This window comes from Pseudomonas asuensis (assembly GCF_014646755.1).
Classification (GTDB): domain Bacteria; phylum Pseudomonadota; class Gammaproteobacteria; order Pseudomonadales; family Pseudomonadaceae; genus Chryseomonas; species Chryseomonas asuensis.
Genome location: NZ_BMNW01000009.1, coordinates 73,614 through 99,592, shown reverse-complemented (window position 1 = coordinate 99,592; position 25,979 = coordinate 73,614). Strand labels below are relative to the sequence as shown.

31 protein-coding genes and 1 tRNA gene are annotated in these 25,979 nt (G+C 52.8%); 14 read left to right on the top strand and 18 right to left on the bottom strand.

Translation table 11 applies throughout. From position 1 onward, the window contains the following. Window positions 1-13 precede the first annotated feature (13 nt). Window positions 14-727 carry a glutathione S-transferase N-terminal domain-containing protein gene (locus IEX86_RS18660; protein ID WP_188867655.1) on the bottom strand — a complete coding sequence of 238 codons (714 nt, stop codon included), beginning with the start codon at window positions 725-727 and terminating at the stop codon, window positions 14-16. A 226-nt stretch (window positions 728-953) separates the two neighbouring features. Between IEX86_RS18660 and IEX86_RS18655 the strand changes: the two genes are divergently transcribed. Beyond that, complete coding sequence (locus IEX86_RS18655) at window positions 954-1,190, top strand: DUF2171 domain-containing protein (protein ID WP_188867654.1); 237 nt, start codon at window positions 954-956, stop codon at window positions 1,188-1,190. A 70-nt stretch (window positions 1,191-1,260) separates the two neighbouring features. Here IEX86_RS18655 and IEX86_RS18650 read toward each other — a convergent pair whose 3' ends face one another. Next, window positions 1,261-1,506 carry a DUF2789 domain-containing protein gene (locus IEX86_RS18650; protein WP_188867653.1) on the bottom strand — a complete coding sequence of 82 codons (246 nt, stop codon included), beginning with the start codon at window positions 1,504-1,506 and terminating at the stop codon, window positions 1,261-1,263. A gap of 227 nt (window positions 1,507-1,733) precedes the next feature. Here IEX86_RS18650 and IEX86_RS18645 point away from each other — a divergent pair, with 227 nt between their 5' ends. Then, window positions 1,734-2,270 carry a DoxX-related protein gene (locus IEX86_RS18645; protein WP_188867652.1) on the top strand — a complete coding sequence of 179 codons (537 nt, stop codon included), beginning with the start codon at window positions 1,734-1,736 and terminating at the stop codon, window positions 2,268-2,270. Here IEX86_RS18645 and IEX86_RS18640 read toward each other — a convergent pair. Then, window positions 2,230-3,126 carry a bestrophin family protein gene (locus IEX86_RS18640; protein ID WP_188867651.1) on the bottom strand — a complete coding sequence of 299 codons (897 nt, stop codon included), beginning with the start codon at window positions 3,124-3,126 and terminating at the stop codon, window positions 2,230-2,232. The two genes, IEX86_RS18645 and IEX86_RS18640, sit on opposite strands and share 41 nt — an antisense overlap. 412 nt (window positions 3,127-3,538) lie before the next feature. Between IEX86_RS18640 and IEX86_RS18635 the strand changes: the two genes are divergently transcribed. Beyond that, window positions 3,539-5,977 carry a membrane-bound PQQ-dependent dehydrogenase, glucose/quinate/shikimate family gene (locus IEX86_RS18635; RefSeq protein WP_188867650.1) on the top strand — a complete coding sequence of 813 codons (2,439 nt, stop codon included), beginning with the start codon at window positions 3,539-3,541 and terminating at the stop codon, window positions 5,975-5,977. A gap of 452 nt (window positions 5,978-6,429) precedes the next feature. Then, the gene (locus IEX86_RS18630) at window positions 6,430-6,642 is read left to right on the top strand and encodes a cold-shock protein (RefSeq protein WP_188867649.1); all 213 of its coding nucleotides are present in this window, start codon (window positions 6,430-6,432) and stop codon (window positions 6,640-6,642) included. A gap of 59 nt (window positions 6,643-6,701) precedes the next feature. Here IEX86_RS18630 and IEX86_RS18625 read toward each other — a convergent pair whose 3' ends face one another. The 3 genes from IEX86_RS18625 to IEX86_RS18615 all read right to left on the bottom strand — a co-directional run bounded on the left by IEX86_RS18625 (window position 6,702) and on the right by IEX86_RS18615 (window position 7,726). Then, the gene (locus IEX86_RS18625) at window positions 6,702-6,938 is read right to left on the bottom strand and encodes a hypothetical protein (protein ID WP_188867648.1); all 237 of its coding nucleotides are present in this window, start codon (window positions 6,936-6,938) and stop codon (window positions 6,702-6,704) included. A gap of 139 nt (window positions 6,939-7,077) precedes the next feature. Then, a complete protein-coding gene (locus IEX86_RS18620) occupies window positions 7,078-7,413 on the bottom strand; it encodes an I78 family peptidase inhibitor (protein WP_188867647.1) in 336 nt (111 codons plus the stop codon). Window positions 7,414-7,504: 91 nt separating this feature from the next. Next, window positions 7,505-7,726 (bottom strand): hypothetical protein, encoded by a 222-nt coding sequence (locus IEX86_RS18615; RefSeq protein ID WP_188867646.1) that lies wholly within the window; start codon window positions 7,724-7,726, stop codon window positions 7,505-7,507. Window positions 7,727-7,941: 215 nt separating this feature from the next. Between IEX86_RS18615 and IEX86_RS18610 the strand changes: the two genes are divergently transcribed. The 4 genes from IEX86_RS18610 to IEX86_RS18595 all read left to right on the top strand — a co-directional run bounded on the left by IEX86_RS18610 (window position 7,942) and on the right by IEX86_RS18595 (window position 10,144). Beyond that, window positions 7,942-8,178 (top strand): hypothetical protein, encoded by a 237-nt coding sequence (locus IEX86_RS18610; protein WP_188867645.1) that lies wholly within the window; start codon window positions 7,942-7,944, stop codon window positions 8,176-8,178. A 424-nt stretch (window positions 8,179-8,602) separates the two neighbouring features. Beyond that, a complete protein-coding gene (locus IEX86_RS18605; protein ID WP_188867644.1) occupies window positions 8,603-8,836 on the top strand; it encodes a hypothetical protein in 234 nt (77 codons plus the stop codon). Between the two features lie 133 nt (window positions 8,837-8,969). Continuing rightward, complete coding sequence (locus IEX86_RS18600; RefSeq protein ID WP_188867643.1) at window positions 8,970-9,284, top strand: hypothetical protein; 315 nt, start codon at window positions 8,970-8,972, stop codon at window positions 9,282-9,284. Between the two features lie 167 nt (window positions 9,285-9,451). Next, window positions 9,452-10,144: an endonuclease gene (locus IEX86_RS18595; RefSeq protein ID WP_188867642.1), complete on the top strand. Its 693-nt coding sequence runs from the start codon at window positions 9,452-9,454 to the stop codon at window positions 10,142-10,144. 67 nt (window positions 10,145-10,211) lie between these two features. Here IEX86_RS18595 and IEX86_RS18590 read toward each other — a convergent pair whose 3' ends face one another. The 5 genes from IEX86_RS18590 to IEX86_RS18570 form a co-directional block, all read right to left on the bottom strand. Continuing rightward, window positions 10,212-10,433, bottom strand: coding sequence for a hypothetical protein (locus IEX86_RS18590; RefSeq protein ID WP_188867641.1), 222 nt, complete (start codon window positions 10,431-10,433; stop codon window positions 10,212-10,214). Between the two features lie 383 nt (window positions 10,434-10,816). Further along, on the bottom strand, window positions 10,817-11,164 hold the full coding sequence (locus IEX86_RS18585) for a hypothetical protein (RefSeq protein WP_188867640.1): 348 nt from the start codon (window positions 11,162-11,164) through the stop codon (window positions 10,817-10,819). 164 nt (window positions 11,165-11,328) lie between these two features. Then, a tRNA-Val gene (locus tag IEX86_RS18580) sits at window positions 11,329-11,405 on the bottom strand. Window positions 11,406-11,502: 97 nt separating this feature from the next. Next, window positions 11,503-12,234, bottom strand: coding sequence for an aspartate/glutamate racemase family protein (locus tag IEX86_RS18575; RefSeq protein ID WP_188867639.1), 732 nt, complete (start codon window positions 12,232-12,234; stop codon window positions 11,503-11,505). 31 nt (window positions 12,235-12,265) lie between these two features. Next, window positions 12,266-12,991 (bottom strand): GntR family transcriptional regulator, encoded by a 726-nt coding sequence (locus IEX86_RS18570; protein WP_268239875.1) that lies wholly within the window; start codon window positions 12,989-12,991, stop codon window positions 12,266-12,268. Between the two features lie 267 nt (window positions 12,992-13,258). Here IEX86_RS18570 and IEX86_RS18565 point away from each other — a divergent pair, with 267 nt between their 5' ends. Next, window positions 13,259-14,710, top strand: a complete 1,452-nt coding sequence (locus tag IEX86_RS18565; RefSeq protein WP_188867638.1) for an NCS1 family nucleobase:cation symporter-1 — start codon at window positions 13,259-13,261, stop codon at window positions 14,708-14,710. Between the two features lie 38 nt (window positions 14,711-14,748). Here IEX86_RS18565 and IEX86_RS18560 read toward each other — a convergent pair whose 3' ends face one another. The 3 genes from IEX86_RS18560 to IEX86_RS18550 form a co-directional block, all read right to left on the bottom strand. Beyond that, the gene (locus IEX86_RS18560; RefSeq protein ID WP_188867637.1) at window positions 14,749-15,264 is read right to left on the bottom strand and encodes a DUF2937 family protein; all 516 of its coding nucleotides are present in this window, start codon (window positions 15,262-15,264) and stop codon (window positions 14,749-14,751) included. A 42-nt stretch (window positions 15,265-15,306) separates the two neighbouring features. Beyond that, window positions 15,307-16,080 carry a class II glutamine amidotransferase gene (locus IEX86_RS18555; RefSeq protein ID WP_188867636.1) on the bottom strand — a complete coding sequence of 258 codons (774 nt, stop codon included), beginning with the start codon at window positions 16,078-16,080 and terminating at the stop codon, window positions 15,307-15,309. A 248-nt stretch (window positions 16,081-16,328) separates the two neighbouring features. Next, window positions 16,329-16,796, bottom strand: a complete 468-nt coding sequence (locus IEX86_RS18550) for an MFS transporter (RefSeq protein WP_229685411.1) — start codon at window positions 16,794-16,796, stop codon at window positions 16,329-16,331. Window positions 16,797-16,923: 127 nt separating this feature from the next. Here IEX86_RS18550 and IEX86_RS18545 point away from each other — a divergent pair, with 127 nt between their 5' ends. Further along, window positions 16,924-18,945: a S9 family peptidase gene (locus IEX86_RS18545; RefSeq protein ID WP_188867634.1), complete on the top strand. Its 2,022-nt coding sequence runs from the start codon at window positions 16,924-16,926 to the stop codon at window positions 18,943-18,945. Window positions 18,946-19,079: 134 nt separating this feature from the next. Further along, a complete protein-coding gene (locus IEX86_RS18540; protein ID WP_188867633.1) occupies window positions 19,080-19,838 on the top strand; it encodes an SRPBCC family protein in 759 nt (252 codons plus the stop codon). A 6-nt stretch (window positions 19,839-19,844) separates the two neighbouring features. Here IEX86_RS18540 and IEX86_RS18535 read toward each other — a convergent pair whose 3' ends face one another. Continuing rightward, window positions 19,845-20,294, bottom strand: a complete 450-nt coding sequence (locus IEX86_RS18535; RefSeq protein ID WP_188867632.1) for a YcgN family cysteine cluster protein — start codon at window positions 20,292-20,294, stop codon at window positions 19,845-19,847. A 298-nt stretch (window positions 20,295-20,592) separates the two neighbouring features. Between IEX86_RS18535 and IEX86_RS18530 the strand changes: the two genes are divergently transcribed. Beyond that, window positions 20,593-21,189 (top strand): nitroreductase family protein, encoded by a 597-nt coding sequence (locus tag IEX86_RS18530; RefSeq protein ID WP_188867631.1) that lies wholly within the window; start codon window positions 20,593-20,595, stop codon window positions 21,187-21,189. A 50-nt stretch (window positions 21,190-21,239) separates the two neighbouring features. On the opposite strand, the gene IEX86_RS18525 is transcribed toward IEX86_RS18530, so the two are convergent. From IEX86_RS18525 to rnd, 3 genes are read right to left on the bottom strand one after another with little or no spacing between them, the layout of a single operon-like run. Beyond that, window positions 21,240-22,172, bottom strand: a complete 933-nt coding sequence (locus tag IEX86_RS18525; RefSeq protein ID WP_188867630.1) for a D-2-hydroxyacid dehydrogenase — start codon at window positions 22,170-22,172, stop codon at window positions 21,240-21,242. 42 nt (window positions 22,173-22,214) lie between these two features. Beyond that, on the bottom strand, window positions 22,215-22,508 hold the full coding sequence (locus IEX86_RS18520) for a YcgL domain-containing protein (protein WP_188867629.1): 294 nt from the start codon (window positions 22,506-22,508) through the stop codon (window positions 22,215-22,217). Window positions 22,509-22,525: 17 nt separating this feature from the next. Next, complete coding sequence (rnd, locus tag IEX86_RS18515) at window positions 22,526-23,653, bottom strand: ribonuclease D (RefSeq protein ID WP_188867628.1); 1,128 nt, start codon at window positions 23,651-23,653, stop codon at window positions 22,526-22,528. A gap of 407 nt (window positions 23,654-24,060) precedes the next feature. Between rnd and IEX86_RS18510 the strand changes: the two genes are divergently transcribed. Together IEX86_RS18510 and IEX86_RS18505 are read left to right on the top strand one after the other, a co-directional pair. After that, complete coding sequence (locus IEX86_RS18510; RefSeq protein ID WP_188867627.1) at window positions 24,061-24,540, top strand: hypothetical protein; 480 nt, start codon at window positions 24,061-24,063, stop codon at window positions 24,538-24,540. 141 nt (window positions 24,541-24,681) lie between these two features. Next, window positions 24,682-25,977 (top strand): outer membrane protein transport protein, encoded by a 1,296-nt coding sequence (locus IEX86_RS18505; RefSeq protein WP_188867626.1) that lies wholly within the window; start codon window positions 24,682-24,684, stop codon window positions 25,975-25,977. Window positions 25,978-25,979: the final 2 nt, after the last annotated feature.

The window sequence follows — 25,979 nt, the reverse complement described above, 5'->3', positions numbered from 1 at the left end:
CCTTCTCTATGTGTTACAGCGCCCGAGCATATTGGCCACGACCGAACATGCGATCGTAGTCATCTGGTGTAGCCTCTGAGCGGGATGCAGCCCCTTCCGCTTGGATCTCTTTAGTCATTTCGACCAGACGAATCGCGGCGGGTCGCTTTGAAATATCGCCTAACCAGCGCGTCAAATGGGTATAGCGCTCGTGAGGCAAGCCCAGAAATTCCAGGATTGCCATCCAGGGATACGTTGCGATATCAGCAATTGAATATGTGTCCCCTCCTAGATAAGCATGAGTAGCCAGGCGCTGGTCGACCAATTCAACCAGACGCAATACTTCGGTGGTGTACCGCGAGCGGGCGTAGGCGGAGACCTCAGGCTCGAAGCGCGTAAAGTGGACATACTGACCAAACATGGGTCCGATTCCGGTCAACTGGATCATCAGCCACTGCATGACGTCGTAACGTTCCGTGCCATTTGCAGGAAGGAACTTGCCACTCTTCTCGGCCAGGTACTGCAGAATCGCACCTGACTCGAATACACGATAAGGCTCCCCGCTTGGCCCATCAGGATCGATCAACACAGGGACTTTGCTGTTCGGATTAAGGGCCTTGAAGGAATCCGTAAACTGTTCGCCCTTCCAGACGTGTATATGCTTGAAGCGGTAAGCCAGTTGCAGCTCTTCCAGCATCAACACAACTTTCAGGACATTGGGGCTGCCCATACCATATAACTCGATCATCACCTTTGCTCCTTAACAGGTTTAGCCAATGCAGCCTTAAACACGGCTGCCTGTCAGTCAGAGAGCGATTGCCATAGGGTAGTTCTCCTACTCCATCAGAAGAGCACAAAACGCCTCTTGTCGCTCAACCAGAACGTTAGCCATTTAACAAACCTCTGAATAAGCGGCTGGATCTTAAGCACACAACTTACAGAATCCTTTTGTTCTATCTGCTGGAGAAGTCTCGATGGTTGATGTCGAAAAAATCCCTGTTCAAGCCGATGTCCTAGGCTCCGATGGTGAGCATGTTGGCAAGGTCTACGACATTGTAGATCGCAACAAGCTTAAGCTGGAACGAAGTGATCCAGATGCTCAAGGGCAATATCACCTGATTCCACTGGAATGGGTAGAAAGCGTGGAAGGCGCTACTGTCCGTTTGGCCAGAACTTGCGAGGAAGCACAGCGGGACTGGCAAACTGGATGAGTTAAGGCCTACACAGCAAAGCGGTGGGTTTAAACCCACCGCTTAATGGCTTTGCTGCACGTCAAATAGCCTAAGAGGCCTTGTTCTGGTGTAACAGCACGTTGAGCTCGTCGACAATCGGCTCCCACTCAGCATCATTCATGATTTCCTCTTTTAGGAAGGCCGCCTGGCTGGGTGTCCAGAAAGGAGCTTCGGAAATCTTGACGTCATCGGGAAGCGGATAGTGCTTTGCAACGAAGGCATCAATACTAGCCTGATCTGAATCCAGACCCAGCTGATCGAATAAGGTTGTGAGGTCTTTTACAGGGAGTTCCATAGTCATCTCTCCAGGCTTTAGAACCGATCTGTAGTGAGGCAGGAAAGTGACACATCGTGGTCACGCTGCTACACAGACAGAGCATTTATCAATAGAGAGGCACCTACCGGTATCGGTTCAATCACAAGCCGTCCGCAAATGTATTTGACCTAGAAGTCAGCAAGTGAGTGAGCAAGATCACAAAAAAGCAGTCATACCCTTATAGGAATTCAGATAGGGGCCTGCATATGCGCTATCAAAAACAAGCCGTTGCGCTCGTGGTGGCTTGGTTCATGGTCGGAGGCTTCGCCCATCTATTCATGGCCAGCTTTTTCGTGAAACTTGTCCCTATCGACGTACCCTATCGCTTTGCCGTTGTCTGCTTTGGCGGCATTCTGGAAATGATGGTAGCCGTGGCGGTACTGTTCAAGGAATTGCGCCGCTATGCAGGTAGCGTTCTTTTCGTATGTACCCTTCTTATGCTACCTGTCCACTTCTACACATGGCAGCATGCAGGCCTGTTCCCAGCCTTACCCGAATGGGCTCTGGCAGCCCGCCTAGTGCTACATGCCCTCTTTCCAGTCGTCATCTGGTACGGCTGTATCCATTACACGCCTCTTGCCCAGGTGATTGACAGACAAGAAAGCTCTAACCGCAACCTTCGTGATCAGGTTCAGTCGGGCATGACTTCACAAACAGGCCAGCCCATTATGAGTACTGTAGGCGTAACGCCAGCCTCCAATACTACTCATTGGAGCGAGCAGAAGCGTTCCCCGACTCCCTGAGCATGGACGCAAGATTTTTCTCGATGTTCGCGCAGAGGTCAGTCATCTGTATCTGGTGCTGGCTTTCAGAAAATGGGCTTTGAAGATCAGTCCCGATTTTCTCGAGGGCTAGCAGCATAAAGCCAACCACGCTTGAGGCCAAAGGCGTGAACCAGCCTAATGACTCAACGAGCCCTATCGGTACGATAAGGCAGAACAGCGTTATGAACAGCCTCGGGAAATACACGTAGGGATATGGCAACGGCGTATTGGCAATGCGCTCCATACCACCTTGCCAGTTGGAAATATCCACCATCGTCGACTCAAGGCGCGCCAAGCGTATGCTGTCCAGACGCCCCGCCTTATATTCCTGGGCAATCAGCGCCGCCGAGCCACTCAAAATATCATTAGGAAAATTATTGGTATCGCTGCTTCGAGCAACTTCTTCATCAGGCAGCAGCTCCTGGAGACGATCTGAAACCGGCGTCTTCTTAAGGTGGGTTACCAAAGCATTCACATAGGCCACATGACGCCGAAACAGCACCTCTTTGATAGGGTTGAAGGCATCACCAGGATCATCAATCAGAATGAGGACCTGTCGGGCAAAATTGCGTGAGCTATTAACCATGCCGCCCCATAGCGTACGAGCCTCCCACCAACGATTGTAGGCACTGGTATTTCGTATACTCACTAACATTGCCAAGGCAGAGCCCAGCAGCGTTAAGGGCATTGTAGGAAGGCTCATTCGATCATCGACGAACAGCATAAAATCGACAGTGACAACAATGTCCCAGATAAGCAGCCAAAACAAAGACCAACCCGTATAGGAAAGGGTTTTATGCAGGAATCGGTACTTACGGCGAATAAGGGTTGGCAATGCAGTGCTACTCCAAACAGTGAAAGTCTATGAGCGTTATGACCACCCTGTTCTAGCTCCGGCTCACGGTTACGCTGCCAAGAAGTTGATTCAAGATTCTTCTAAGCGCTTAAGCACATTGATAGTCCACGAACAAGGAAGGCCAATAACCTCAGCTTTCCATGGAGACACCTCGACTCTCTCTAGCGGCTATCAGAAAAATCTGACTGTGCGTAATAATTCAAACTACCTCTCAGTTTCGCCTTTGCACAAATCCACAAAACACCTTTGCCTAACTTGAATCTGCGCAGAGCGTGACAGACGGTATAAGATTGTTTTTATAAGAATTCCAACATCCTTTCCCGTGCAACTCCCGGACAGCCCTAATGGTCAAGTCCGGTGAATCCTATTTTAAGAATCTGGTATTGCCCTCATGAACGAAACGAGTGGACCGTTTGCAAAAACGCGTCTTTTTTCTACGTTAGTTGGTATCGTCCTTGCGCTGATCGGCCTCGCCATGCTCGTTGGTGGCGTTAAACTGATTACCGTAGGAGGATCTTTCTATTACGCCCTCGCGGGTGCCGGTGTTTTTATCACTGGTATTCTTCTGGTGCTTGCCCGTCGGGCGGCACTTCCACTGTTTGCTTTCATTCTGTTCGCCTCAACCCTTTGGGCGCTCTATGAAGTTGGCCTGGATTGGTGGCAGCTCGTTCCACGCCTGTCGCTATGGTTCGTCGTAGGCATTGTTCTACTCCTGCCCTGGATACGTCGCCCCATGGCTCGCAAAGCTGGGCTCAGCTCAGTAGGCGCCATGCCACTGACCGGTGCGGTTGTTCTGGCTGGTGCAGCTGCAGTGGCCAGCCAATTCACCAACCCACATAACATCGAGGGTAGCCTGGATCGTGCCAGCGCAGGTACTGTGAATGCAGCTCCTTCCATGCCTGATGGCGATTGGCAGTCCTATGGCCGCACTTCATTTGGAGACAAGTACTCTCCGCTGAATCAGATCACACCCGAGAACGTGAATCAGCTGGAAGTAGCCTGGACCTATCGTACCGGTGATATCCCAGGGCCGAACGACCCGCAGGAAACGACAGCCGAGAACACTCCACTCAAGGTCAATGGAAAGCTCTACGTCTGCACACCCCACAGCCAAGTCATTGCCCTGGACCCTGACTCCGGCAAAGAGCTGTGGCGCTTTGACCCCAAGCTGAGCACTCAGAGTGCTGATAGCTTCAAGGGCTGGGCACATATGACCTGCCGTGGCGTGGCCTATCATGATGATGCCATCTATGCTCAGGCCGACGCTCAAGGCACCACGCAAGCGGCTCCTGCACCTGCAGACGCTACGGCACCGGCCAGCAATTCCTGCCCTCGCCGTCTGTTCCTGCCTACTGCGGACACTCGCTTGATCGCACTGAATGCCGACACGGGCAAAATGTGTGAAGACTTCGGTGATAAAGGCTCCATCAACCTGGGCGCAAACATCGGCGGCTTCACTGCAGGTGGCTACTACTCCACCTCGCCGCCGTCGGTTACCCGTGACTTGGTCATTATTGGCGGCCATGTAACGGATAACGCTTCAACTGACGAGCCTTCTGGCGTTATTCGCGCCTATGACGTGCACGATGGCCACCTCGTCTGGAATTGGGACAGTGGTAACCCTGAGGCTACCGATCCCATCCAGCCTGGCCAAACCTATACCCGCAACTCTGCGAACGTATGGTCGGTCATGTCCGTGGACGAGAAGCTTGGACTGATCTATTTGCCAATGGGCAACCAAACGCCCGACCAATACGGTGGCATGCGTACGCCAGAGGCTGAAAAATACAGCGCTGGTGTCGTTGCGCTAGACGTCAATACCGGCAAAGTACGCTGGAACTACCAGTTCACTCACCACGACCTGTGGGACATGGACATAGGTGGCCAGCCGACGCTGATGGATATCAAGACTGCTGACGGCATTAAGCCGGGCCTGATTGCATCCACCAAGCAAGGCAGCCTCTATGTGCTGGATCGCACCAACGGTCAGCCCATCGTTCCCATTCACGAAACTCCCGTTCCGCAGGGTGCGGTGGAAGGCGATCATACTTCCCCCACGCAGCCAATGTCCGAACTCAACATGATGCCGCAGACACTCAAGGAAGCGGACATGTGGGGCGTGACACCTCTGGATCAGATGCTTTGCCGTATCACGTTCAAATCGCATCGCTATGAAGGCATCTACACGCCGCCTTCGCTGCAGGGTTCGATCGTTTATCCGGGCAACTTCGGTGTATTCGACTGGGGTGGCGTCGCCGTGGATCCTATCCGTCAGGTGATGTTTCTTTCGCCCAGCTACATGGCGTTTACGTCCAAGCTCGTGGCACGTGAAGACGTGGAAGGCGGCCCGGCTCGCAAGAGTGAGACAGAGGGCGTTCAGCCCAACAAAGGCGCACCGTACGGTGTGATCATGGGTGCCTTGCTGTCTCCCATGGGCCTGCCCTGCCAGTCACCGCCATGGGGTTATGTGGCTGCTGTTGACATGACCACCAACCAGGTCATCTGGAAGCACAAGAACGGCACTGTACGTGACAGCTCGCCTGTTCCAATGCCGCTTCCCATGGGTGTTCCGGCACTGGGTGGGGCTTTCATGACATCCAGTGGCCTGGCCTTCCTGAGCGGTACGCTGGACCAGTATCTGCGCGCCTATGATGTTCGTAACGGCAAGCAACTGTGGGAAGGTCGTCTGCCAGCAGGCGGCCAGACTACACCGATGACTTATACCGGCAAGGATGGACGTCAGTACATCCTTGTTTATGCCGGTGGTCATGGCTCTCTGGGTACTCGCCAAGGCGACTATGTAGTTGCCTTTGCGTTGCCTCAGAAGTAACCCCTGATACTGATAGCAGGCAAGGCCTCTAACCTGGCCTTGCCTGCCTCAGTTTCCAACTCAACGCCCCTCTCAGTCGCCCTGCTCCATCTTTTTTCGCTTCAAGCAGTCTTTTTTATCTGCCAAATGCCGAGTTTTCAAAAAATAAAGATCCTTGTACTTTTCTTTGAATTTATGGCCAGTTCAAGGAAGTAAAAGTGTTTTTTCAGTGGTCCATATAGCTGACCGGACAGCCTGCAATCATGGGTTTGATCATTAGATGAACTTTTGGTCTTTTCAAATGATCACATATGGTCGTAATATGATCCTGCTGTGCCCGTGCATTACTGTGAATCGCAACATGGTGTTTAGATACAGATCCAACATCGTTACGACTCCGTTACACTCAGTGCTCAGTCTCGGTCAAGACTTCCCTTAACCGAAACTTAATTTTTGAAAAGGTAAAAAACACCATGGCTAATCGCGAAAACGGTACTGTTAAGTGGTTCAACGATGAGAAAGGTTTTGGCTTCATCACCCCGTCCTCCGGTGGTGCTGATCTGTTCGTTCACTTCCGTCAGATCAAGGCTGCTGGCTTCAAGAGCCTGAAAGAAGGTCAGGCTGTATCTTTCGTGGCCGCCAAAGGCCAGAAAGGTATGGAAGCACAAGAGGTTGAAGTGGTTTAATCCACTCCCTCTAAAAAAGCCCCGTCATGACGGGGCTTTTTTATATGCGCTCAAAAACTTCAGGGCTCGTCGAATAGGGGTTTGCTGTCGGCGGTAATACCTGTCATTTTTTGCAGGACTTCATCTGCCGCGCGCTCTGCCTCCATCAGGTCCGTAAAGGTACGGTCTGTCGCTACTCGATGGAGAGCCTCATCCTCTTTCCCCTGCCCTTGAATCGCAATAAAGGCCTCAATGCCTTTCTCGCTTTCTACTGCACTTGCCCAGGCGCGGTGATCGCCAAAGATTCGTAATCCCATCGATCTCTCCTTTTGGTCTATGTCTATACGATAGACTCAAGCGGAAGCCATCCTATCCGCTGTAGCGACAGATTCATTTAACGCGGGTACAGCAGGTCAACGCCAATTGAAGAATGAGCGCTGACCTGCCTGCAAAGCGTCAGCCGCAACGAGCCGTCTTGATAACCAGAGCCTCGTCAGTTGTGACAGTCAGGCGCTCCGAGTTGAAGTCCATGGTCATGGCATCATCCGGACGAACAAGACGGGTCATTTTGGCACCGGAGCGCTCCTCAAGCTGCTTGAAGAGTTCAGGTGTCGCTGTCTTACCTACCGCATATTGTGCAGCATCTGAATTACAACCACTGCCAAGCGTGGCCGATGGCGCCGTAGCGCCACTGGCACGCTCGTTACTGCCTGACTCTGGAGAGCTGCTACAGGCACTTACAAGAACCAAGGAAGAAATCAACGCTGCCAGAGAACCCAACTTCCAAGTCATTACACTGCCTTATCATTTACATAAAGCTCTACCATACGGACTCAAAGCGCTTTGCAACAAGAGCTACTTTGTAAATATGGCTTACCGTACATCAAGAGAGGGGATGAGTACTCCACCGTATAACGAAGAAGCTGACCAGCAACAAGAACCCAATAGCCAGAGCATTCAGGTCGAACAGACGCTGTATGCCCAGACGGGAAGCAATGCGGCGAGCGACGAAATAGCGCCATGTCACTTGAGGACCAAACATGGCCATCAACAGACAGACAAAAAGAATTCCTTGAACTACCCATCGGCATGTATACAACAGCATTAAACCCTCCCTAAAGCGTGGCAGGATTTTCAATGCGCCTATGAGTGCTCGACAATTCACATCACTCTAAAGTGTGATGTATGTACCTTAGCGAACGAGCAAAGAGCGCCCCTAAGTATCTGAAATCTGCTCGTTGGACTTTGAAAGGAATGAATTTGATATTCGCTCGTCAAAAGAAGCAGCTTCGTCGAATACACCACCAAGGGAGTAAAAGCATGAGCAACGCAGGCAACCTGGTTATTACTTACGAAGAGGCAGGAGAACCAAGAGAACTGGCCATCCCCAATGCACCGGCCAATATCGATGAAGGCACTGCCCTTCTATACGTACTGCAGCAACATGGCGGGGAGCATGTGGAGTTGGATTTCCCACCCCACAGTGATGAGCTCAATAAGCGTCGTCTCCGGGCTCAAAAACTCAACTTGTTGAATATTGACTGGACCTATCGCTAATTATCAATCTGGGCTTAAGGCGAGTCTTACTACCGTCAATAGTTGTTATCGCCCAGGACCAAAAGCAGCACGACTCATTTATAGAAGCAATAACATTATAAATGAGTCGACAGTGCTTACTTACTGGCTTTCTGCCTCTTCGTCAGACTCCAGAGGAACAGGGGCCTCCTTGGGATCAGGCTGAATCTCGGGATCAAGATCGATTTGGTCAGGATTGATTTTATCAGTTTCAGGCATGCTGCTATCTCCTAGGGAATAACCGTTAATGGGTTGGGCACCCTTACCCTGGATTGGTTCTTGCCTTTCTCTCCCTCCAAGAGGGTTATAATGAGGCTAGAGGCTAAACCGATACGTAGCAGGTAGCACCTTCCGCATCGCAGATAGCCTGATTGGCGTCCATTATTGTTTTACCGAGAGAGTCTTCATGTTACGCACAGTATTATTTTTGGCGCTCACTGCGTTTATCGCTTGCGCCTTCGGCATGTTACTTCTGGGCAATGCCTACTGGTTCACGACTGGAGGCTGCCCTGCCCATGGCGCTGTCGCTGAAGTGTGCGACCAAAGCAAAGCCAAAATCCAGTTAGGCTTTGGTATTGCTACGATGATTATTGGCACCATCGCCATGATTGTCTGCATGGTCAGAGATAGAAAAAAATAGAAATCATCGGTATCCCTCACCTGCAAAATAGACATCTTTAACAATTAAAGGATCAAACAAGCTCGTCTACCGAACTACTGTATAAACTTAGTGTCAGTGTGCCATCTCAAACAGTCGTTCTAAGCATACTGACATGCAACCCTCACGCTACGATGCTGCCCGCTCCAGAATACAAGCTGCCCTGGCACCTTTGGAGTGCCAATTCACTAGCCGTGACTCTCGCGGCACTTTTGCCTTTAAGGCTATAGATCTCCAAGGAAATACCCACTTCGAGTCTGGGCGTATCCGCACCGCTATTTATTGCAATCCGACGTCCCTACACCACCTATTGGCGGCCGCCCGCAAAAAGCTGCTTGCTCAGAATATCGAGCTAGGCGCTTGGAATGAGCGTCTTACTCTTGAGATGATTGGCCAGTGGGAGAAAGCTGCCAAGCGCTCACGCCGATAACGCTTAATCGCTAGCGACTCGTCAGGCCTCGAGCAGCTAGCGATCACTTATCCGCCAGATAACTGTCTATCCATACAGTGAACTGCTTCTCATTTTAGCCCTACTAACCCCCGCAAGAGCTAAATTGCCCGTTACCATCCGCGCCGATTTACTTATCGAGCCCGGCCATGTTTCGTATTTTTTCTCTCCTTTCCCTTTTCTTTTTTATCATCCCAGCTTATGCAGAAGCTCCCCGCACGTTTCGTGAAGCCAAGCTAATAGGCGCTAAAGTCTACAAACAGCAACCGGTAGACTTTTATTGCGGCTGCCATTACACCGGCAAGACTGTAGACCTGAAAAGCTGTGGCTACGTACCCCGCAAAAATGCGACCAGAGCCTCTCGAATCGAGTGGGAGCACATCGTACCTGCCTGGGTTATTGGTCATCAGCGTCAATGCTGGCAAAAAGGCGGACGGAAGAATTGCACATCAAACGACCCGGTTTATCAGAAGGCAGAAGCTGATCTCTTTAACCTTGTACCGGTCATCGGCGAGGTTAATGGCGACCGCAGTAATTTTTCGTTTGGCTGGCTGCCTCAGAAACCGACCCAGTACGGGGCCTGCCAGATGGTTGTAGATTTTAAAGCCAAGAAAGCCATGCCCCGCCCTGAAATTCGCGGCATGGTTGCCCGCACCTACCTGTATATGAGTGAACGGTACAATCTTCGCCTATCAAAGCAGGACCAGCAGCTGTATTCGGCTTGGAACAAACAGTATCCGGCCGAGCGCTGGGAACGGCAAAGAAATCAGCGCTTAGCGTGCATTATGGGGCACGGCAATAAATACGTTGGAAATGTTGACCTTAAGGCTTGCCGCAGTTAACGGATCTTACTGATCTTGCAAGGGTTGGTTGCTAACCAGCGCTTGCAAGATCGCCACTTAAAACGGCTTAAGCAGGAGGGGATGAGGAAAGAATCTGAATGGTCATTGCGACCAGAAGCGTTACAAGACCAAACAGAAGCAGTACGACTCGTCCCCACCATGTTTGGCTATTTTTAACACCCACTACCAATGCTATTCCTAAGAGGGCCAACGTAGCCGGCAGGTAGCGAACCGCCCAAAGCATTATCCAAAAAATCTTTTCCCACACGTGGATCAACACGTCCTGCATTCCCACTCCCTACGAAGCGCCGTCATTAGACCTTTATTCTACCGATCAGAAACCGTTGTACCTAGCCACCACACAGACGGCATGACCGCTTATCCCTCACTACGACCATTATTTCCTGCTGGCTTCAAGTTTCGCCTGTTAAGCCGATATGTCATTTAGCCTGGGCATACTGCCGGGCCTCATACCATACGAACCATACAGCGAACTTATACAGGTAGTAACGAGTAATGATCAGCAAAAGACCCCTCACGCCCGCCGAAAAGCTCCTGTTCGTTTTCGTCCCGGTGGTTTGGGTCGTTCTGTTTGGTGCACTGTTCTCGTATATCTGAATACCGCTCAGCGTGCTCTCAAAACTGCTTGAAGTGCACGCCTCACTAGCCATCCTAGTCGATGCAGTGTTTGACCGCCTCTCGGACATCACTAGGCCGCAAAGGATTATTAGCCATACGCTCATGCAGCGTAATGTGGCTACCACGAGAGCTCTCATCTACATGGATAACAGCGGCCGGAATAGAAGACACCTTGGACGGTACAATGATCTTCTGCTCGTCAGGGCTTCCTATCAATGTCGCCGGTGAGCGGCTCTTGGCCAATCGGTCAACCAGACATTGAGTGTAAGCTTGAACATCCTTACCAGACCTGACATCCATTGAAGGCGGACTTTGCTCCAGATCCTTTACGCTTGCACACCCGGCGAGTAGAAGCGCAGCTCCTACACAAAACCATTTCATTACCCACTCCTGACACACGTGACTCGCCAGTTAAAAGCCCTGACGTTATACGAAAATTGGACGCATCATTGAGCTGTGTTTGAGGCGAAACATTTTAACGACCCAAACAAAAAAGCCGACCCTTTCGGATCGGCTTCTTGCCCCGCCAGCAGTGCGGGAATGTTTGGTAGGCACGATTGGACTCGAACCAACGACCCCCACCATGTCAAGGTGGTGCTCTAACCAGCTGAGCTACGTGCCTGCTGTGGGTGCGCATTTTACGGAATCAGACTGAGTCGTCAAGCCCTTTTTTCTTCTAAATAACTGAAAAGACGAAAATTTATTGGAAGAGCCTGAAGTCAGGTGGCTCCCCAGTGAGCAAACTGACCCTTAAAGGGCTTGGCGACCGGATAGGCCAGATCTCCTACCTTGCTTGTCGACAACCGCAGCTCAAGCAGCGCCTCGGCCAACTTGACGGCTGCGGTAACGCCCTCGACCACGGGGAGCCCTATTGCCTCGGTCAATGGGCTGCGCAGATCTGCCATTCCTCCACAGCCCAAGACGATAGCACCTGCCCCCTCGCGAGCCGCCTTGCGCCCTTCTTCAGCGATTCGCTCAATCAATTGCGGATTTGTATCCTCCAACGCCAGTACCGGTTCATCTATGCACCTAACCGACGTGCATAGATTAGCCATGCCGTATCGCTCAAGAAGATGCTCAGCAATGATACGGGTTCGGATTAGCGTCGTTACTACGGCGAAACGTGTCGAGATCAGGCTCGCCATATGAAAAGCGGCCTCAGCAATTCCAATAACCGGCCCAGTCGCCAGTTCTCTGGCCGCCAGAAGCCCCGGATCGCCAAAGCAGGCGATGACGTGAGCGTCATATCCTTGCTGCATACCCTTTCTGATCTCATTGAGCAGACCTACCGTCGCGATGGCTTCGTCAAAGTGCCCCTCAATGGAAACAGGACCGTCCTCTGGGCAAGAGGCCACGATATGCGTTCCCGGGCGAGCAATCGCCTGCGCAGCCTGCTCGATTTTTGCTGTCATCAGAGCACTGGTATTAGGATTGATAACCTGAATCTTCATAGGATGCACTCCCGCGGCAATAGCGCTGTGGTTATGTTGATAGCGGTCGGTTGAAAATGGCATGAAAATCAGGCTCAGGTAGCTTTTGCTCTTCCATGAAGAGACTTGAGCGAATCCTGCCCAAATGCTGGTGCATCCAGACCTGTGCCTGCTTGCCGTCCCGCTCTTCGAGCACGTCAAGCAGTTCACCATGGTCACCACAGTCACATCCCACACTGTGACGAGAGCCGTATACAGCGATGATCAGTGATGAACGTGTTATCAGCTGAACCAACTGCTCCGTCAGCACGGCATTACCTGCCAACGCGATCAACTGGACATGAAAACGAGCCGACAATTGAATGGCCTGGCTTTGTAGCCCCTTGGCCTGCGCTTGCCGCTCCTGCTCTATCAGTTTTCGCAGGGGCTTTAGAGCAGCTTGATCCATCCGCTCCGCCACAAAAGGCATAAGTGCGGGTTCAATGAGTTGTCGCGCGCCCAAGATATCCTGCGCTTCTTTGGGTGTAGGCTGCGTTACGTGCGCCCCTCGATTCGGACGTATCGTAACCAAATGCTCAAGCGCCAGCCTTTGAAGCACCTTGCGAATCCCCGTGCGGCTTATACCAAACACTTCTGCCAGAGCGTCCTCAGGCAAACGCGTCCCAGGTACTAGCCGATGCTCAACGATGGCATCAAGCATGTCTCGGTAGATTCGCTCATCGTTTTCTTTTGCACTGCCAGTTTTGTTACCCAACAACCAATGAACTGATGAGGTCACGCTGAATACTCCAAAGGGCTCACAGGGTTGTATACAAAATTCGAGCCGCTCTTTAAGGCCCTTCAACACCCAACATTACCCATTTGACTGCCACATAGGTGTGCAAGACGCACCATTATTGAGCGGTAAGGCATGACAGGTCTTAATTAAGACTTAGTAAATCATTTGATTCCTAAGGAAAAATCAGAGCTGGCACAGTTGGCGCATACGAGATTGTATACAACCGAGACCACCCTTAGCGCCTCGGATATACAAGGGAGATGGCACATGTCAGATAAACGCCCTGCAGGCTATAGCGACAAGTTGTATAACGAAGACCTAGGACCTACCCCACAAACGTGGACGTGGTACAACATCTTTGCCTTCTGGATGAGTGATGTGCATAGCGTGGGTGGCTATGTCTTTGCTGCCAGCCTGTTTGCACTGGGTTTGGCCAGCTGGCAAGTACTTGTAGCTTTGCTGGTAGGAATCTGCATCGTTCAGTTGATTGCTAATCTTGTGGCCAAACCCAGTCAACAAGCCGGTGTGCCCTACCCCGTCATTTGCCGGCTCGCCTTTGGCGTATTTGGCGCAAATATTCCTGCTGTCATTCGTGGCCTGATTGCGGTTGCCTGGTATGGCATTCAGACCTACCTTGCCTCAAGCGCTCTGATTATTGTGGTGCTCCGATTTTTCCCTGACATGGCGATCTATCACGACCAGAGCTTCATGGGCCTTTCTTATCTGGGTTGGCTCGGGTTTCTTGCCTTGTGGACAGTCCAGGCACTGGTGTTCTGGTGGGGCATGGAGGCAATCCGCCGCTTTATCGATTGGGCCGGACCTGCTGTTTACGCAGTCATGTTCCTGCTTGCCGCCTGGATAGTCTGGGAGGCAGGCTGGGAAAATATCAGTTTTACCCTAGAAGAGAAGGCATTGTCGGGCTGGTCTGCCGTTTGGCAGGTCATCGTTGCCATTGCATTGGTCGTCTCATACTTCTCCGGCCCTACCCTGAACTTTGGTGACTTCAGCCGTTACTGCCGTAGCATGAGTGATGTCCGCCGCGGTAACTTCTGGGGCCTACCCATCAACTTTCTGGCATTTTCACTGGTTACGGTCGTTATCGTTTCAGGGACGCTGCCCATCTTTGGAGAAATGCTTCACGACCCGATTGCCACTGTTGCACGCATCGATAATACGGTTGCGGTACTGCTCGGCGCCTTTACGTTCGTTACTGCCACGATTGGTATCAACATCGTAGCCAACTTCGTATCGCCTGCTTTCGATTTTGCCAATGTGGCACCGAGCAAGATCAGCTGGCGGGCAGGAGGGATGATAGCGGCTGTAGCATCTATTTTCATTACACCGTGGAATCTGTTCAATAACCCAGCAGTTATTCACTACACGCTGGATGTACTGGCGGCCTTTATCGGGCCCTTGTTCGGCATCCTGCTGGTCGACTTTTACCTCATCAAAAAGCAGAAGATTGATGTGGACGCGCTATTCAACGACACGCCTCAGGGCCGGTACTGGTACAGCAATGGTGTCAACTGGATTGCGGTAAAAGCCTTGGTCCCTGCAACCTTGGTCGGCGTTGCATTTACGTTCATTCCATGGTTTTCACCAATTGCTAACTTCGCCTGGTTCACAGGGTGTGCGCTGGGAGGACTATTCTATGGCGTATTGGCCTCTCTTCCCCAAACCACTGCCCGGTTAGAGACAGCTGTCAGCACTGCAAGCTGAGCGACACAAAAAAGGCCGGAATTTTCCGGCCTTTCAATTTAAACGAGACGTCGGGCTGGCCTGCGTCGAGGCATGATAAGCACTGCCAACGCCAGGGCGATGGCCTCAATAATCCAGGACAGTAAAAAGGCACAGGCCAGGCCCCACCCCATGCACTCGGGCGTTAGAACAACCTGATAGCGGTAGCCCTGCCACGTCTCGTCAAGTATTTGCGGGTTGGCCTTGGTAAACACATGCCAGGCGCGCTCATACCAACGGCCCTGCAATGCCTGCCATTGAGCATCAAGCATCTTTTCGCGACGCATCAGCATGCCCAGGCTATCCGCATCGCTTTGGAACACTGGATCATCACTCGCGCGGTAATGGGCTACCAGACGATCCATATCACCACCAAAGAACTCACCTGCCGTCTTGCGATACCCTTCCAAGGCCTGATGTGCCTCAAGGCGATGTGCCTCAATGCGCTGGCTGTAATCGCTCATGAATCCTGGTACCTGTACTCCAACCAAGAGACCCAGAGCGAACAGGATGAGTCGGATATAACTACGCAGCATCGGAACTCCTTGCGTTTCGAATGGCAGGCTTGGCGCTACCAGTTAGACCCGTCCCTGGGTAACGATTTCGCCATCCCACCATAATTTCCACTCGCCAGGCTGATGAAGCGTCCAAGTCTCATTAGCTGTCAGCGGCTCCGTTGCAATCACTGTAACAACATCATCCGGCGTTGTTTCAGCCTTGAAATCCACGGCCAGGTCGGCATCTTTCAAATGGGCCGGCCCAAAGGGGGCGCGCCGCGTGATGTGAGCCAGCTTGGTCGAGCAAAATGTAAAGAGCCAATCACCGTCACTCAACAGACAATTGAAAACACCGAAGCGACGGAAGTGATCACAGGTTCCAACCAGCACGGGCAAGAGCATCTCGACCGGAACCGGATCGGGAAAACGCCGCCTGACCTCGTTGAGCAAATAACAGAATGCCGCCTCACTGTCGGTCTCACCCACTGGCCGGAACAGGCCAGCTTCCGGTGCAAACTCATTAAGCTGGCCATTATGGGCAAAACACCAGTAACGCCCTCCCATTTCCCGAACAAAAGGATGCGTGTTAGCAAGACTCACCGAGCCGACATTGGCATGGCGGATATGAGCAATAACTGTACGACTCTTGAGCGGATAGCCCTGGATCATGCGAGCCACTTCAGAATCAGCCCCTGGCATGGAATCCTTGAACATGTGCAATCCGTGACCTTCATACAGCGCCACGCCCCAACCATCGCGATGAGGACCCGTACGCCCTCCTCTTTGCATCAAGCCCGTCAGGCTGAAGGTAATGTCGGTAGGAACATTGGCACTCATGCCCAACAATTCACACATATTCAAACCTCATTCGATACGGCATGGGAGGTGCTCTAGCATCAGGCCCTCATACCAGACAACGAGTATGTCCAAGAAACACGTTTGAATCAGCTGTTTAGCGACGATACGGCAGCAAAATAATCACCTGTCGGCATTACGCCGGTGCAACCTCTACCCTATGCCTGCTCATGGACATATATAGGGATGGACCTAGCCAGACGGAGAACATTCGCCCCTTTCTGCAAAGAGACAGGGGCATGCAGTCGCTATAGACGCGGCTCGATGCGTGTACGGCGCTCTGGAAGCCGCGGTGTTGGCGATGAGGGCGGCGAATTATCCGTTGCGGGCGGGACTGGCTGATCAGCCGGAGGGGGCGCTTGGTCAGCAGCCTGATCGTTACGCCGAGAGCGCTGGAATAACCAGCGAATCAAAACGAATACGAGGTAGGCGACGAACGCGATACACCCATAAAGCGCCATTTCTGCCACAGCGCGCCAAGCACTGTTACCTATATGGAACCCCAGATCCATCACAACGATGGCGCTGGAGGGCGCGTAAAAGCTGTGCTCGGGGTCTGCTATCGTTGGAGAAAACAGTATCAGGGCAATAATCAAGCGGATGGGCTCACGCAACCAGCGCCACATCCAGCCGGTCGCTTTGAAAGACACCCACAGACAGCCTAGTGCGGCAACACCATAGACAGCCCAGGCAATCAGGTAATCGTGCTCAGTCATTTTGATACATGGCGGGTCTATAAAAAGGATGCCTATGATAGCGGCTTTTGCACAGTTGGGCGCCCTACTCGTGTACAGCCTGTGCAGGCAACTCAAAACTGGTTTATCGACACTTAAGGAGTCACCCATGACACAAGCCCCTCTCGCTCAACGTACGCAAGGTGCTGATCCCTACGTTTGGCTGGAGAAACGCGATGATCCTGAAGTGCTGGCCTATCTGAAGGCCGAAAACGCCTATCTGGAGGAGGTATTAGAGCCAGAAGCAGCGTTGCGCGAGACACTTTTTCAAGAGATCAAGGGGCGCATCCGGGAGACAGACCTGTCGTTGCCGGTGCCGTACAAGGATTACCTTTATTACCATCGTACCCGCGCCGGTGATGAGTATGCTCGCCATTACCGCTGCCCTCGCCCCCAGGACGGCTCGCTAACTATTGATGAGTCCAGAGAGGAGCTGCTGCTGGATGCCAATGAACTGGCTGGCGGTGGATTCCTTTCAATTGGCCGTTTCACGCTTAGCCCTGACCAGACCAAGCTGGGTTACAGCCTGGATCAGACAGGTGATGAAACGTACCGCCTGTACATAAAAGACTTGATGTCAGGTGACGTGACTGAGCTTCCATTCAAGGATTGCGACGGCAGCATGACCTGGGCCGGCGATAGCCAAACTCTGTTTTTCGGTGAGCGTGACGATGCCCATCGCCCACACAAACTGTACCGCTACCATTTGGGTGATGCAGAAGCTCAGATGGTCTTTCACGAAACCGATGGTCGTTTCTTCATTGGCTGCTATCGCTCAAGCTCTGAACGCAAGCTGATTTTGCTGTCCCATAGCAAGACTACCAGCGAAGCCTGGGTCATGGACGCAGAACGCCCAAACGAGGCGTTCATTTGCGTGGCACCTCGCCAGGAAGGCCATGAGTATTTCCCAGACCATGGCGCTGATGGCTGGATGATTCGTAGCAACCAGGCAGGTATCAATTACGCCCTGTATCAGGCGCCAGATGCCCTGCCGAGTCGTGAGCATTGGGAGCTGCTGGTTCCGCATGATCCTGAGCGCATGCTTGAAGAAGTAAACCTTAATGCCAACGGTTATATCCTGAATCTACGCGAGTCAGGCCTGCCGGTGCTGGAGGTACGTCCTAAAGGCGCCCGTTCCTATCGGGTACAATTACCGGACGAGATCTACAACCTGGGCATGATCGACGTACTGGAATTTGATAGCCCTGTAATGCGACTGCGTTATGAGTCGCTCAATCGTCCCGCCCAGGTCCGCCAGCTGGACCTTGCCACTGGCGAGCAACAGGTATTGAAGGAAGTGCCGGTAGAAGGACCGTTCAATGCTGATGACTACGTGAGTCGGCGCCTATGGGCTACCGCGCCAGACGGCACACAAATCCCGATCAGCCTGGTCATGCGTAAGGACCGGGTAGGTCAACCCACCCCCACGTATCTGTATGGTTATGGCGCGTATGGTCACAGCCTCGATCCATGGTTTTCCCATGCACGCCTGAGCCTGTTGGACCGTGGCTTTACCTTTGCCATCGCGCATGTAAGAGGGGGCGGCGAACTGGGCGAAGCCTGGTATCAGGCGGGCAAGCTGGAAAACAAGCAGAACACGTTCGATGACTTTATTGCCTGCGCCGAGCACCTGATCGACCAGGGACACACCACGTCATCCCAGCTGTGTATCAGTGGAGGCAGTGCAGGCGGCCTGCTCATTGGCGCCGTACTCAATCAGCGCCCTGATCTGTTTGCTGCAGCTATTGCAGAAGTACCATTCGTGGATGTGCTCAATACGATGCTCAAACCAGACCTGCCCTTGACCGTTACCGAATATGACGAATGGGGTAACCCGGGTGAGGCCGATGTATACGCTCGTATTGCTGCTTATGCTCCTTATGAAAATGTAAAGGCGCAAGCCTATCCGGCATTGCTGGCAGTAGCGGGCTATCACGATACGCGTGTGCAGTACTGGGAGGCCGCCAAGTGGGTGGCTAAGCTCAGAGCCACCCGCACGAATGACGCCTTGCTCTTGCTCAAGACAGAGTTTGGCGCAGGCCATGGCGGCATGAGTGGGCGGTATCAGGCACTCCGTGATGTGGCGCTCGAGTATGCCTTCCTGTTTAAGGTGCTCGGCCTGGCTCAGTGACACGTGTTCAGCAGGCAGGCTATGAAGCCTGCCTGCTGAACACAATCCAATTTGTTGACCAGCTATCGAACCAACCGGAACAGCTTTGCCTTGACGCGGTCTTTTTGTAATTGACTGCCATAAAGGAGCTTGCCATGCTGGGCCGCCGTACCACTCGCAACAGTCATCTTTCAGACCGCGTACAAAATGTAGGGGGACTTGAGCGTATCGCCTCCTTGACGGGGGGTGGCCTGCTGTTGATGAAGGGGCTACGACAGGGTGGCCTGCTCGGGGTTGCCAGAATGGCAATCGGTGCTATGGCACTCTATCGGGGCTATTCAGGGCACTGTGCAGCCAAACAAGCCCTGAGCCATAGTGAGTTCGAACGTCAGCTGATGCGTGACCATCACTGGAAGAATGCCAAGACAGAATCCTGCTGCGTAGTCATCAACCGTCCTAAGGATGAGCTCTATCGCTTTTGGCGAGACTTCAAGAACCTGCCTGCCTTTATGGAGCTTATCCAACGCATCGACATCATTGATGACACTCGCTCCCACTGGGTTATTCAAGGCCCTACCGGCCCATTGGAATGGGACTCAGTCATTACCGAAGACGAGCCAGGCGAGTTGATTGGCTGGCGTTCTGTAGCCGGTGGCGATCTGAATACGATGGGCTGGGTTGCCTTCAATGAACGCCCTGATGGCAGTACGGAAGTCGAAACGCTTATTGCCTACGATCCGCCAGGTGGCGTGTTAGGACATAGCCTGGCCAAGATCATGAAACGCGACCCTGCCTCACAGGCTTCCCGAGACCTAACACATCTGAAGCGTTTGATGGAAAGCGCAATCAGCGCTACGCAGACAGCAACCGTTACAGGAAACGCATCACTCGCCGACCCGTCTCCAATGGGCTAGGAATTCTTAGCCCGCACGGAAGATCATATAATCTTCCCAGTCGTCTTCCGCTACCTGAGTTTCACTAAGCATGCGGCCCGACTGGGAGATTCTGGCATCATGAACGGCGCCCTCATCGCCTGACACCAGGGGATGCCAGATGGGCAGATCCTTGCCTTCAGACACTAAACGATAGCCACAGGTAGGCGGCAGCCATTTGAATTCATCCGCCTGCCCTGGGGTTAGCTGGATGCAATCGGCTACGAACTGTTTGCGCTCGGCATAGCGGGTGCATTTGCACGTCTTCAAGTCCAATAACTGGCAGGCGATGCGGGTGTAATACACACTACCGTCCTCTTCGTCCTCGAGTTTTTGCAGGCAGCACAGGCCGCAGCCGTCACACAGGGACTCCCACTCCCCCTGGTCGAGCTGGTCCAAGGTCTTGCGTTTCCAGAAAGGTCGGGTGATATCAGCCATGAACGTAGTCGGTCTAGAAAAGCGCGCAGTCTAGTCTTCATGTATGAATCGGCCAAGCACCGCTCGTGCAGCTTGTCGCCGAAGCCTCTCTAAGGTTAACGTTATCGGGCTTTTCCATATGCGTAGCTCATGGGCCTGCCTGAGCGCCAAATGTGACGAAACCCTACGCAGACGAAACAGCATCCATGACCTGTCACGATTTGAAGTCAGGATGGCTTCTGCGCGGTACGCTTCAGATCATTTACCTCAGGCCGAGCCAGGGCATCGCGTAACGCTTTTTACTTGCATAGGAAGCCACATGACAGTCAGCACCCGTGTTCCGCAGTACGACGTCGACCCGCAGTTCGTCCAACGCTGGTCTCCGCGTGCCTTTAGCGACGCTACCATTGAAGAAAACCAGCTGATGAGCATCTTCGAAGCCGCTCGCTGGGCACCCTCTGCGTACAATGCGCAACCTTGGCGCTTCTTATATGCTCGCCGTGGCTCCGCCCACTGGGACACTTTTCTCAAGCTGATCAGTGAGTACAACCGCAGTTGGGCGCAACATGCCTCCGCCTTGGTTATCGTTTTGTCCAAAACCACATTCGTTCCGCCCGGCGGCAGCGATGAGGTTCCATTGGGTAGCCATAGCTTTGATACTGGCGCAGCCTGGGGCTTCATGACGTTGCAGGCTGGTAAGTTGGGCTACCATACCCATGGGATGGCAGGTATCGAGTACGATTTGATTCGCCAGGAACTCAAAGTACCCACGGACTTCAAGATTGAAATGGCCATTGCCATCGGCAAGCTGGGTGAAAAGTCATCCCTGCCTGAAAAGCTGCAAGCGCGGGAGCTGCCCAGTCCACGTCGCCCTGTGGAAGAGCTGGCGGCTGAAGGCCCTTACACCCTGGGCTGATTGCCAACCTCTTTAACCGACCTCTGCAAGAGGTCGGTTTTGCAAACTTATTAGTACCCCTGCTTGAAATCCACCTGCCCCTTTAACGTCTGCCCTTTACGGTAACGGCTCAGGTTTTCAATAAACAGTCGGGCAATATGGACTGGTGACGATACTGCTGCCGTATGACTGGTCATTATCAAGCCAGGTACTGACCAGAACGGATGCTCCGCAGGCAGTGGCTCTTCTCGGAAAACATCGAGCACTGCGCCCGCAATACACTTTTGCTCTAGAGCAGCAACCAGATCGGTGTCCACTACAGCAGTGCCACGCCCTGCATTAATGAACAGCGCTGAAGGCTTCATCTGCCTGAAAAGATCGAGTGTATACAGATCACGGGTATGGGATGTATCAGGCAGAAGGTTAATGAGGTAATCGGCCATTGAAGCTTGCCGGTTAAGGTCTGCAAGGCCATGCACCTCAAGGAAATCAGGCAAGGCGCGAGGACTTCTGGCAACACCATGGAGCTCTACACCAAAAGGTGCCAGAAAATGGGCTACATCCTGGCCAATATCACCGGCCCCTACGATCAGAACACGCCGCCCTAATAGTGAGCCAGGCGTACGCGTGTCCCATTGCCGGTCGGCTTGCTTTTGAGCACGTTCAAAAAGCTGCCTTTCGTGAGCGAGTAGATAGCCAAGCATATACTCGCTCATCAATTGCCCGAACACGCCTACTGCTCGTGTAAGCAGATAGTCTTGCGGCAACTCGGTTGCCAGCAGTGGACGTATGCCCGCCCAGGTAGACTGGACCCACAAAGGCTTGAGTCCCTGGCCAAGAAGCCTTGCAATCAGGTCTGGCTGACCCAGCCACACTGGACATTGAGCCGCCACAGTTACGAGTTGCTCGGGGTCATCGGCTCCCGTTATATCAAAAGAAGTATCCAATCCTTCCAAGGCGCGAAGGTAATCCTGATAACTGTCTTCCAATAACAAAAGACGCATAGCTGGGTCCTTTCCTGATAATCGATGGCGGCAGTTGTAGCTTTACAGGGGGTCGTTCATACGTAGCAGTTGCTCAGGCAGGTGTTCAATGTATTCATCCTGCGGCGGAGGCATCTGCAGGTGATAGCCCTGCTTCTCAAGGTTTTCCAAAACCTTTGCGGTGTCTTCGCGCTCCAGGCGTCGCTCCGACGTAAGGACGAATTCGAACGTAAGCTGAGGTGTACCAAAGGCTGCAATCAGCGCTTCGGGCACTCGAGTAAGCCCATCACGCTTATCAACGTACAGATACATCTCGTTTTTGCGCGGACTTCTATAAATGGAACAGATTCGTTTCATGGATACTCCGGGTAACATCAGGTTCGCAAGGCAGCTAGACGATCCAGCAACGCCTGCCCCATTAACTCGCGGCGCCATCCGCGCAACGTGTCGGGTAATACATATTGGCCATCCGGCCAACCGCTTTTGATCAAGGCTTCGAGCACCTTTTTACGCAGCATGAGTTCGGGTGCCATTGTCAGACGCTCAGCCTCATGCTGACCGATGAGGCGAAGGTCTTTCAGAATTGGCGAAATTTCGGGAGGCAGTGGCTCAGACATGAGCTCAGGCCATTGATCTGGAGGCGTCTTGGCTGCTTCACTGATAAGCTCGATCAGATGATCGCCATACTGACGTACCGTACGAGGATGCATGTCGTCGATACGGGCAAGCGCCACCTTATCTTTGGGCTGGAGCCGCGCCAGAGGCCACAGGGAACGTTCACGTACAATACGATTACGAGGCTGGTTACACAGCCGCGCCTCCTGCTCGCGCCACGCGCAGATAGCCCTTAGAACCGCCAACTGCTGCCGTGAAAGGCGCCACCCCAGCTTTACATCTTTATACGCTTGATAGGGATCGGACTCCTGCTTGAGGTTGGCTACCAGCTCACGGCCGTCTTCCAGGAGCCAGCCCCGCTTGGTCTGATCCAGGCGCTCGGACAAAGCCATATACAACTCCGCCAGATGCTCCACATCTGCTGCTGCATAGCGCTCCTGTAGCTCTGTCAAGGGCCGTTGAAGCCAGTCCGAACGTGTCTCGTCCTTAGGCAAGGCAATACCTAGCAGTTCATGTACGAGACGTGAATACCCCATCGAATGACCAATCCCGAGGTACGCAGCTGCCAACTGCGTATCAAACAGTGGCTCAGGAAGGCTTCCGATGAGCTTCAGAAGTACCTCTAGATCCTCGCTGCAAGCATGAAGAACCTTTACGACCTGCTTGTCTTCCAACAACTCGGCCAGGGGTGTCCAGTCATTGATCGTCAATGGGTCGATCAGGAAAGCACCCTGTCCATCACCTACCTGTAATAAGCCTGCAATGGGATAGAAGGTATCGACCCGCATGAACTCGGTATCGAGCACGATAAAGGGCAAGGTGCGCCAGAACGCGCATTGTCGAGCAAGGCTGGCATTGTCTTTGAGCCATTGGATAGCAAGAGCCACGTAAATCCTCCAGTACTGTTACCGGAAGTATATCCATCCTGAGGCATTCAGGCAGACCCAAGGCCCAGATTAAGAAGGTAAAACACGCCAAGTGCTCTGGTTTGCCACATTTGAAGCGCTTCGTTGTCTCAAAATTAAGGGCCGGTTGTTATGAGCGTTCAAAAATGCTCTGGCTGCCCAGGCGCCTACCAAATGAATAGCGCGGCATAAACCCAACGTGACTAAGCGGAATATAGACAGGGATGAAAACTTCAAAATCGTCTAAGAGCCAAGGGTTACGTGCGAAACTTAAAGCTAAGCTTGAAGTTCAAGGCCTAACGTCAAGAGAAGTCGGGGCTACACGAAAACAATATCAACCGACCAGGCATTCGACTCGAGCAGGTCATTGCCTTAGTGATGAGGTAGCCATGGGAATCGCTGCATGCGAATTGAGTCAGTATGTTATTCGTCCCACGCTAGTCTATCTAGACCGCTACTCCCTGGCCGCCGAGGCCATGCTATTGGCCACTGCTGCCACGCAGTCTGCGCTAGGCGCCACGCTTGAAACACAGCAATACCACGGCATTTATCGAATTTCCGCCGAACGGCATGCTGCGCTTTGGGATTATTACCTGGCGCGCGACCCGGAGTTGGCCAGCCTTGTCCGGGGCCTCGCCAGCCAACATGCTTTTTTTAGGGCGCCTCATTTGGAGCTGACCGTCAACCTTCGCTATGCCACAGCAATTGCCTGGCTGATGATTGAAGAGTCCGGCCTGACGTTGCCGGAGCCGGACGACCAACAAGGACAGGCGCGGTTATGGCGCAAGGTATTCAACCCCAGAGGACGCCTTCAACACTTTCATATGGCTTGGCAGCAGTGCAGCGAGACGTGGAACCAGGTAGCCTGAGCGTGACTTAGTAGTCTTTTTTGAATAACGACCAAGAGCCTGTTAAAACCTTTTTTAAGCGATACGCTCGCTGTGGCTGTTGGTAAAAGGTCACCGTTCTGATAGTTTCCGCCCGCGTCATCTTCTGGAGTTGCGCTAACAATGAAAACAACAGGGTTGAAAACAGCAATTGCACTGGCTGTCGCCAGTTTTTCCAGCCTTAGCCTTGCCAACGGCCTTGCCATCAATGAGCAAAGCGCCAGCGGTATGGGGACATCCTTTGCCGGCCGTTCGTCTTCTGCATTGGATGCCTCGACCGTTTTTGGTAACCCGGCAGGCATGTCCAAGCTCAAGCGTACTGAAATCAGCGGCGGAGCGGCCGTAATCAGTGCCAGCACAGACTATAGCCGAGTACGTTCCGCGGCATCTGGCACCAATGATGGGGATATGGTGCCCACCTCTGCCGTTCCGTTCGGCTACGTTGTGACCCCTTTAAATGATGACTGGCACTTTGGCTTGGGCATCTATGTACCTTATGCCTTGATTAGCGATTACGAAAGGAGCTTTCAGGGTCGTTATCACGGATCGTATAGCAAGGTTGAAGTCATTACAGTTCAACCTACCTTAAGCTATAAGATCAATGACCGTGTTTCTGTTGGTTTTGGCCCGACCTTTAACCGGATCGAAGGCAAGCTAAACAACAATCTGTCCCTTTCTGCGTTGGGCGGTGGCGATGCCGAACTCAAGATCAAAGGCGACGACACGGCTATAGGCTATAACATTGGTGTGCTAGCCGATGTAACGGATAACCTGGCGATAGGGGTAACCTATCACTCGAAAGTCAAATACAAGCTGGAAGGCCACACCAAGGCCAGAGGATTCTCCAGTCTGTCACCTGCCGTCAATGGCCTCATCGGTCCATTGAATGGCAAGTACGATGCCGAGCTGGATATCACATTGCCTGAGTCGGTGGATACGTCTTTCACCTACAAGCTGGATGATCGCTGGACGTTATATGGTGGTGCCACCTGGACCCGCTGGAGCCGTCTGGAGAAGCTTGAGGTACAAAACCAGGGTACGCCTACCGTTCCACGCCTGGGTAACCTGCTTGGTACCGTAGATGAAGAGCTCAAATGGCATGACACGTGGTCCTATGCCATTGGTGCATCTTATCAGTTGAACCCACAATGGGTACTGCGTACCGGTTTTGCCATTGACCCGTCCCCAACCGACAACGAATACCGCAATGTGCGCATTCCGGTGGGCAACCGCAAGACTGTCTCGATTGGTGCAGGCTGGTCTCCTTCGCCTGACCTGACCGTTGACGTCGCGTATGCCTACCTGTGGGAAGACAAGGCATCCATCAACCGTGAAGCGACTGCCCTTCAACCGGCCTATAGTGCCAAAGTTGAAAACAGCGCCCATGGCTTGGCAGCTCAAGTCAGCTATCGTTTCTGATA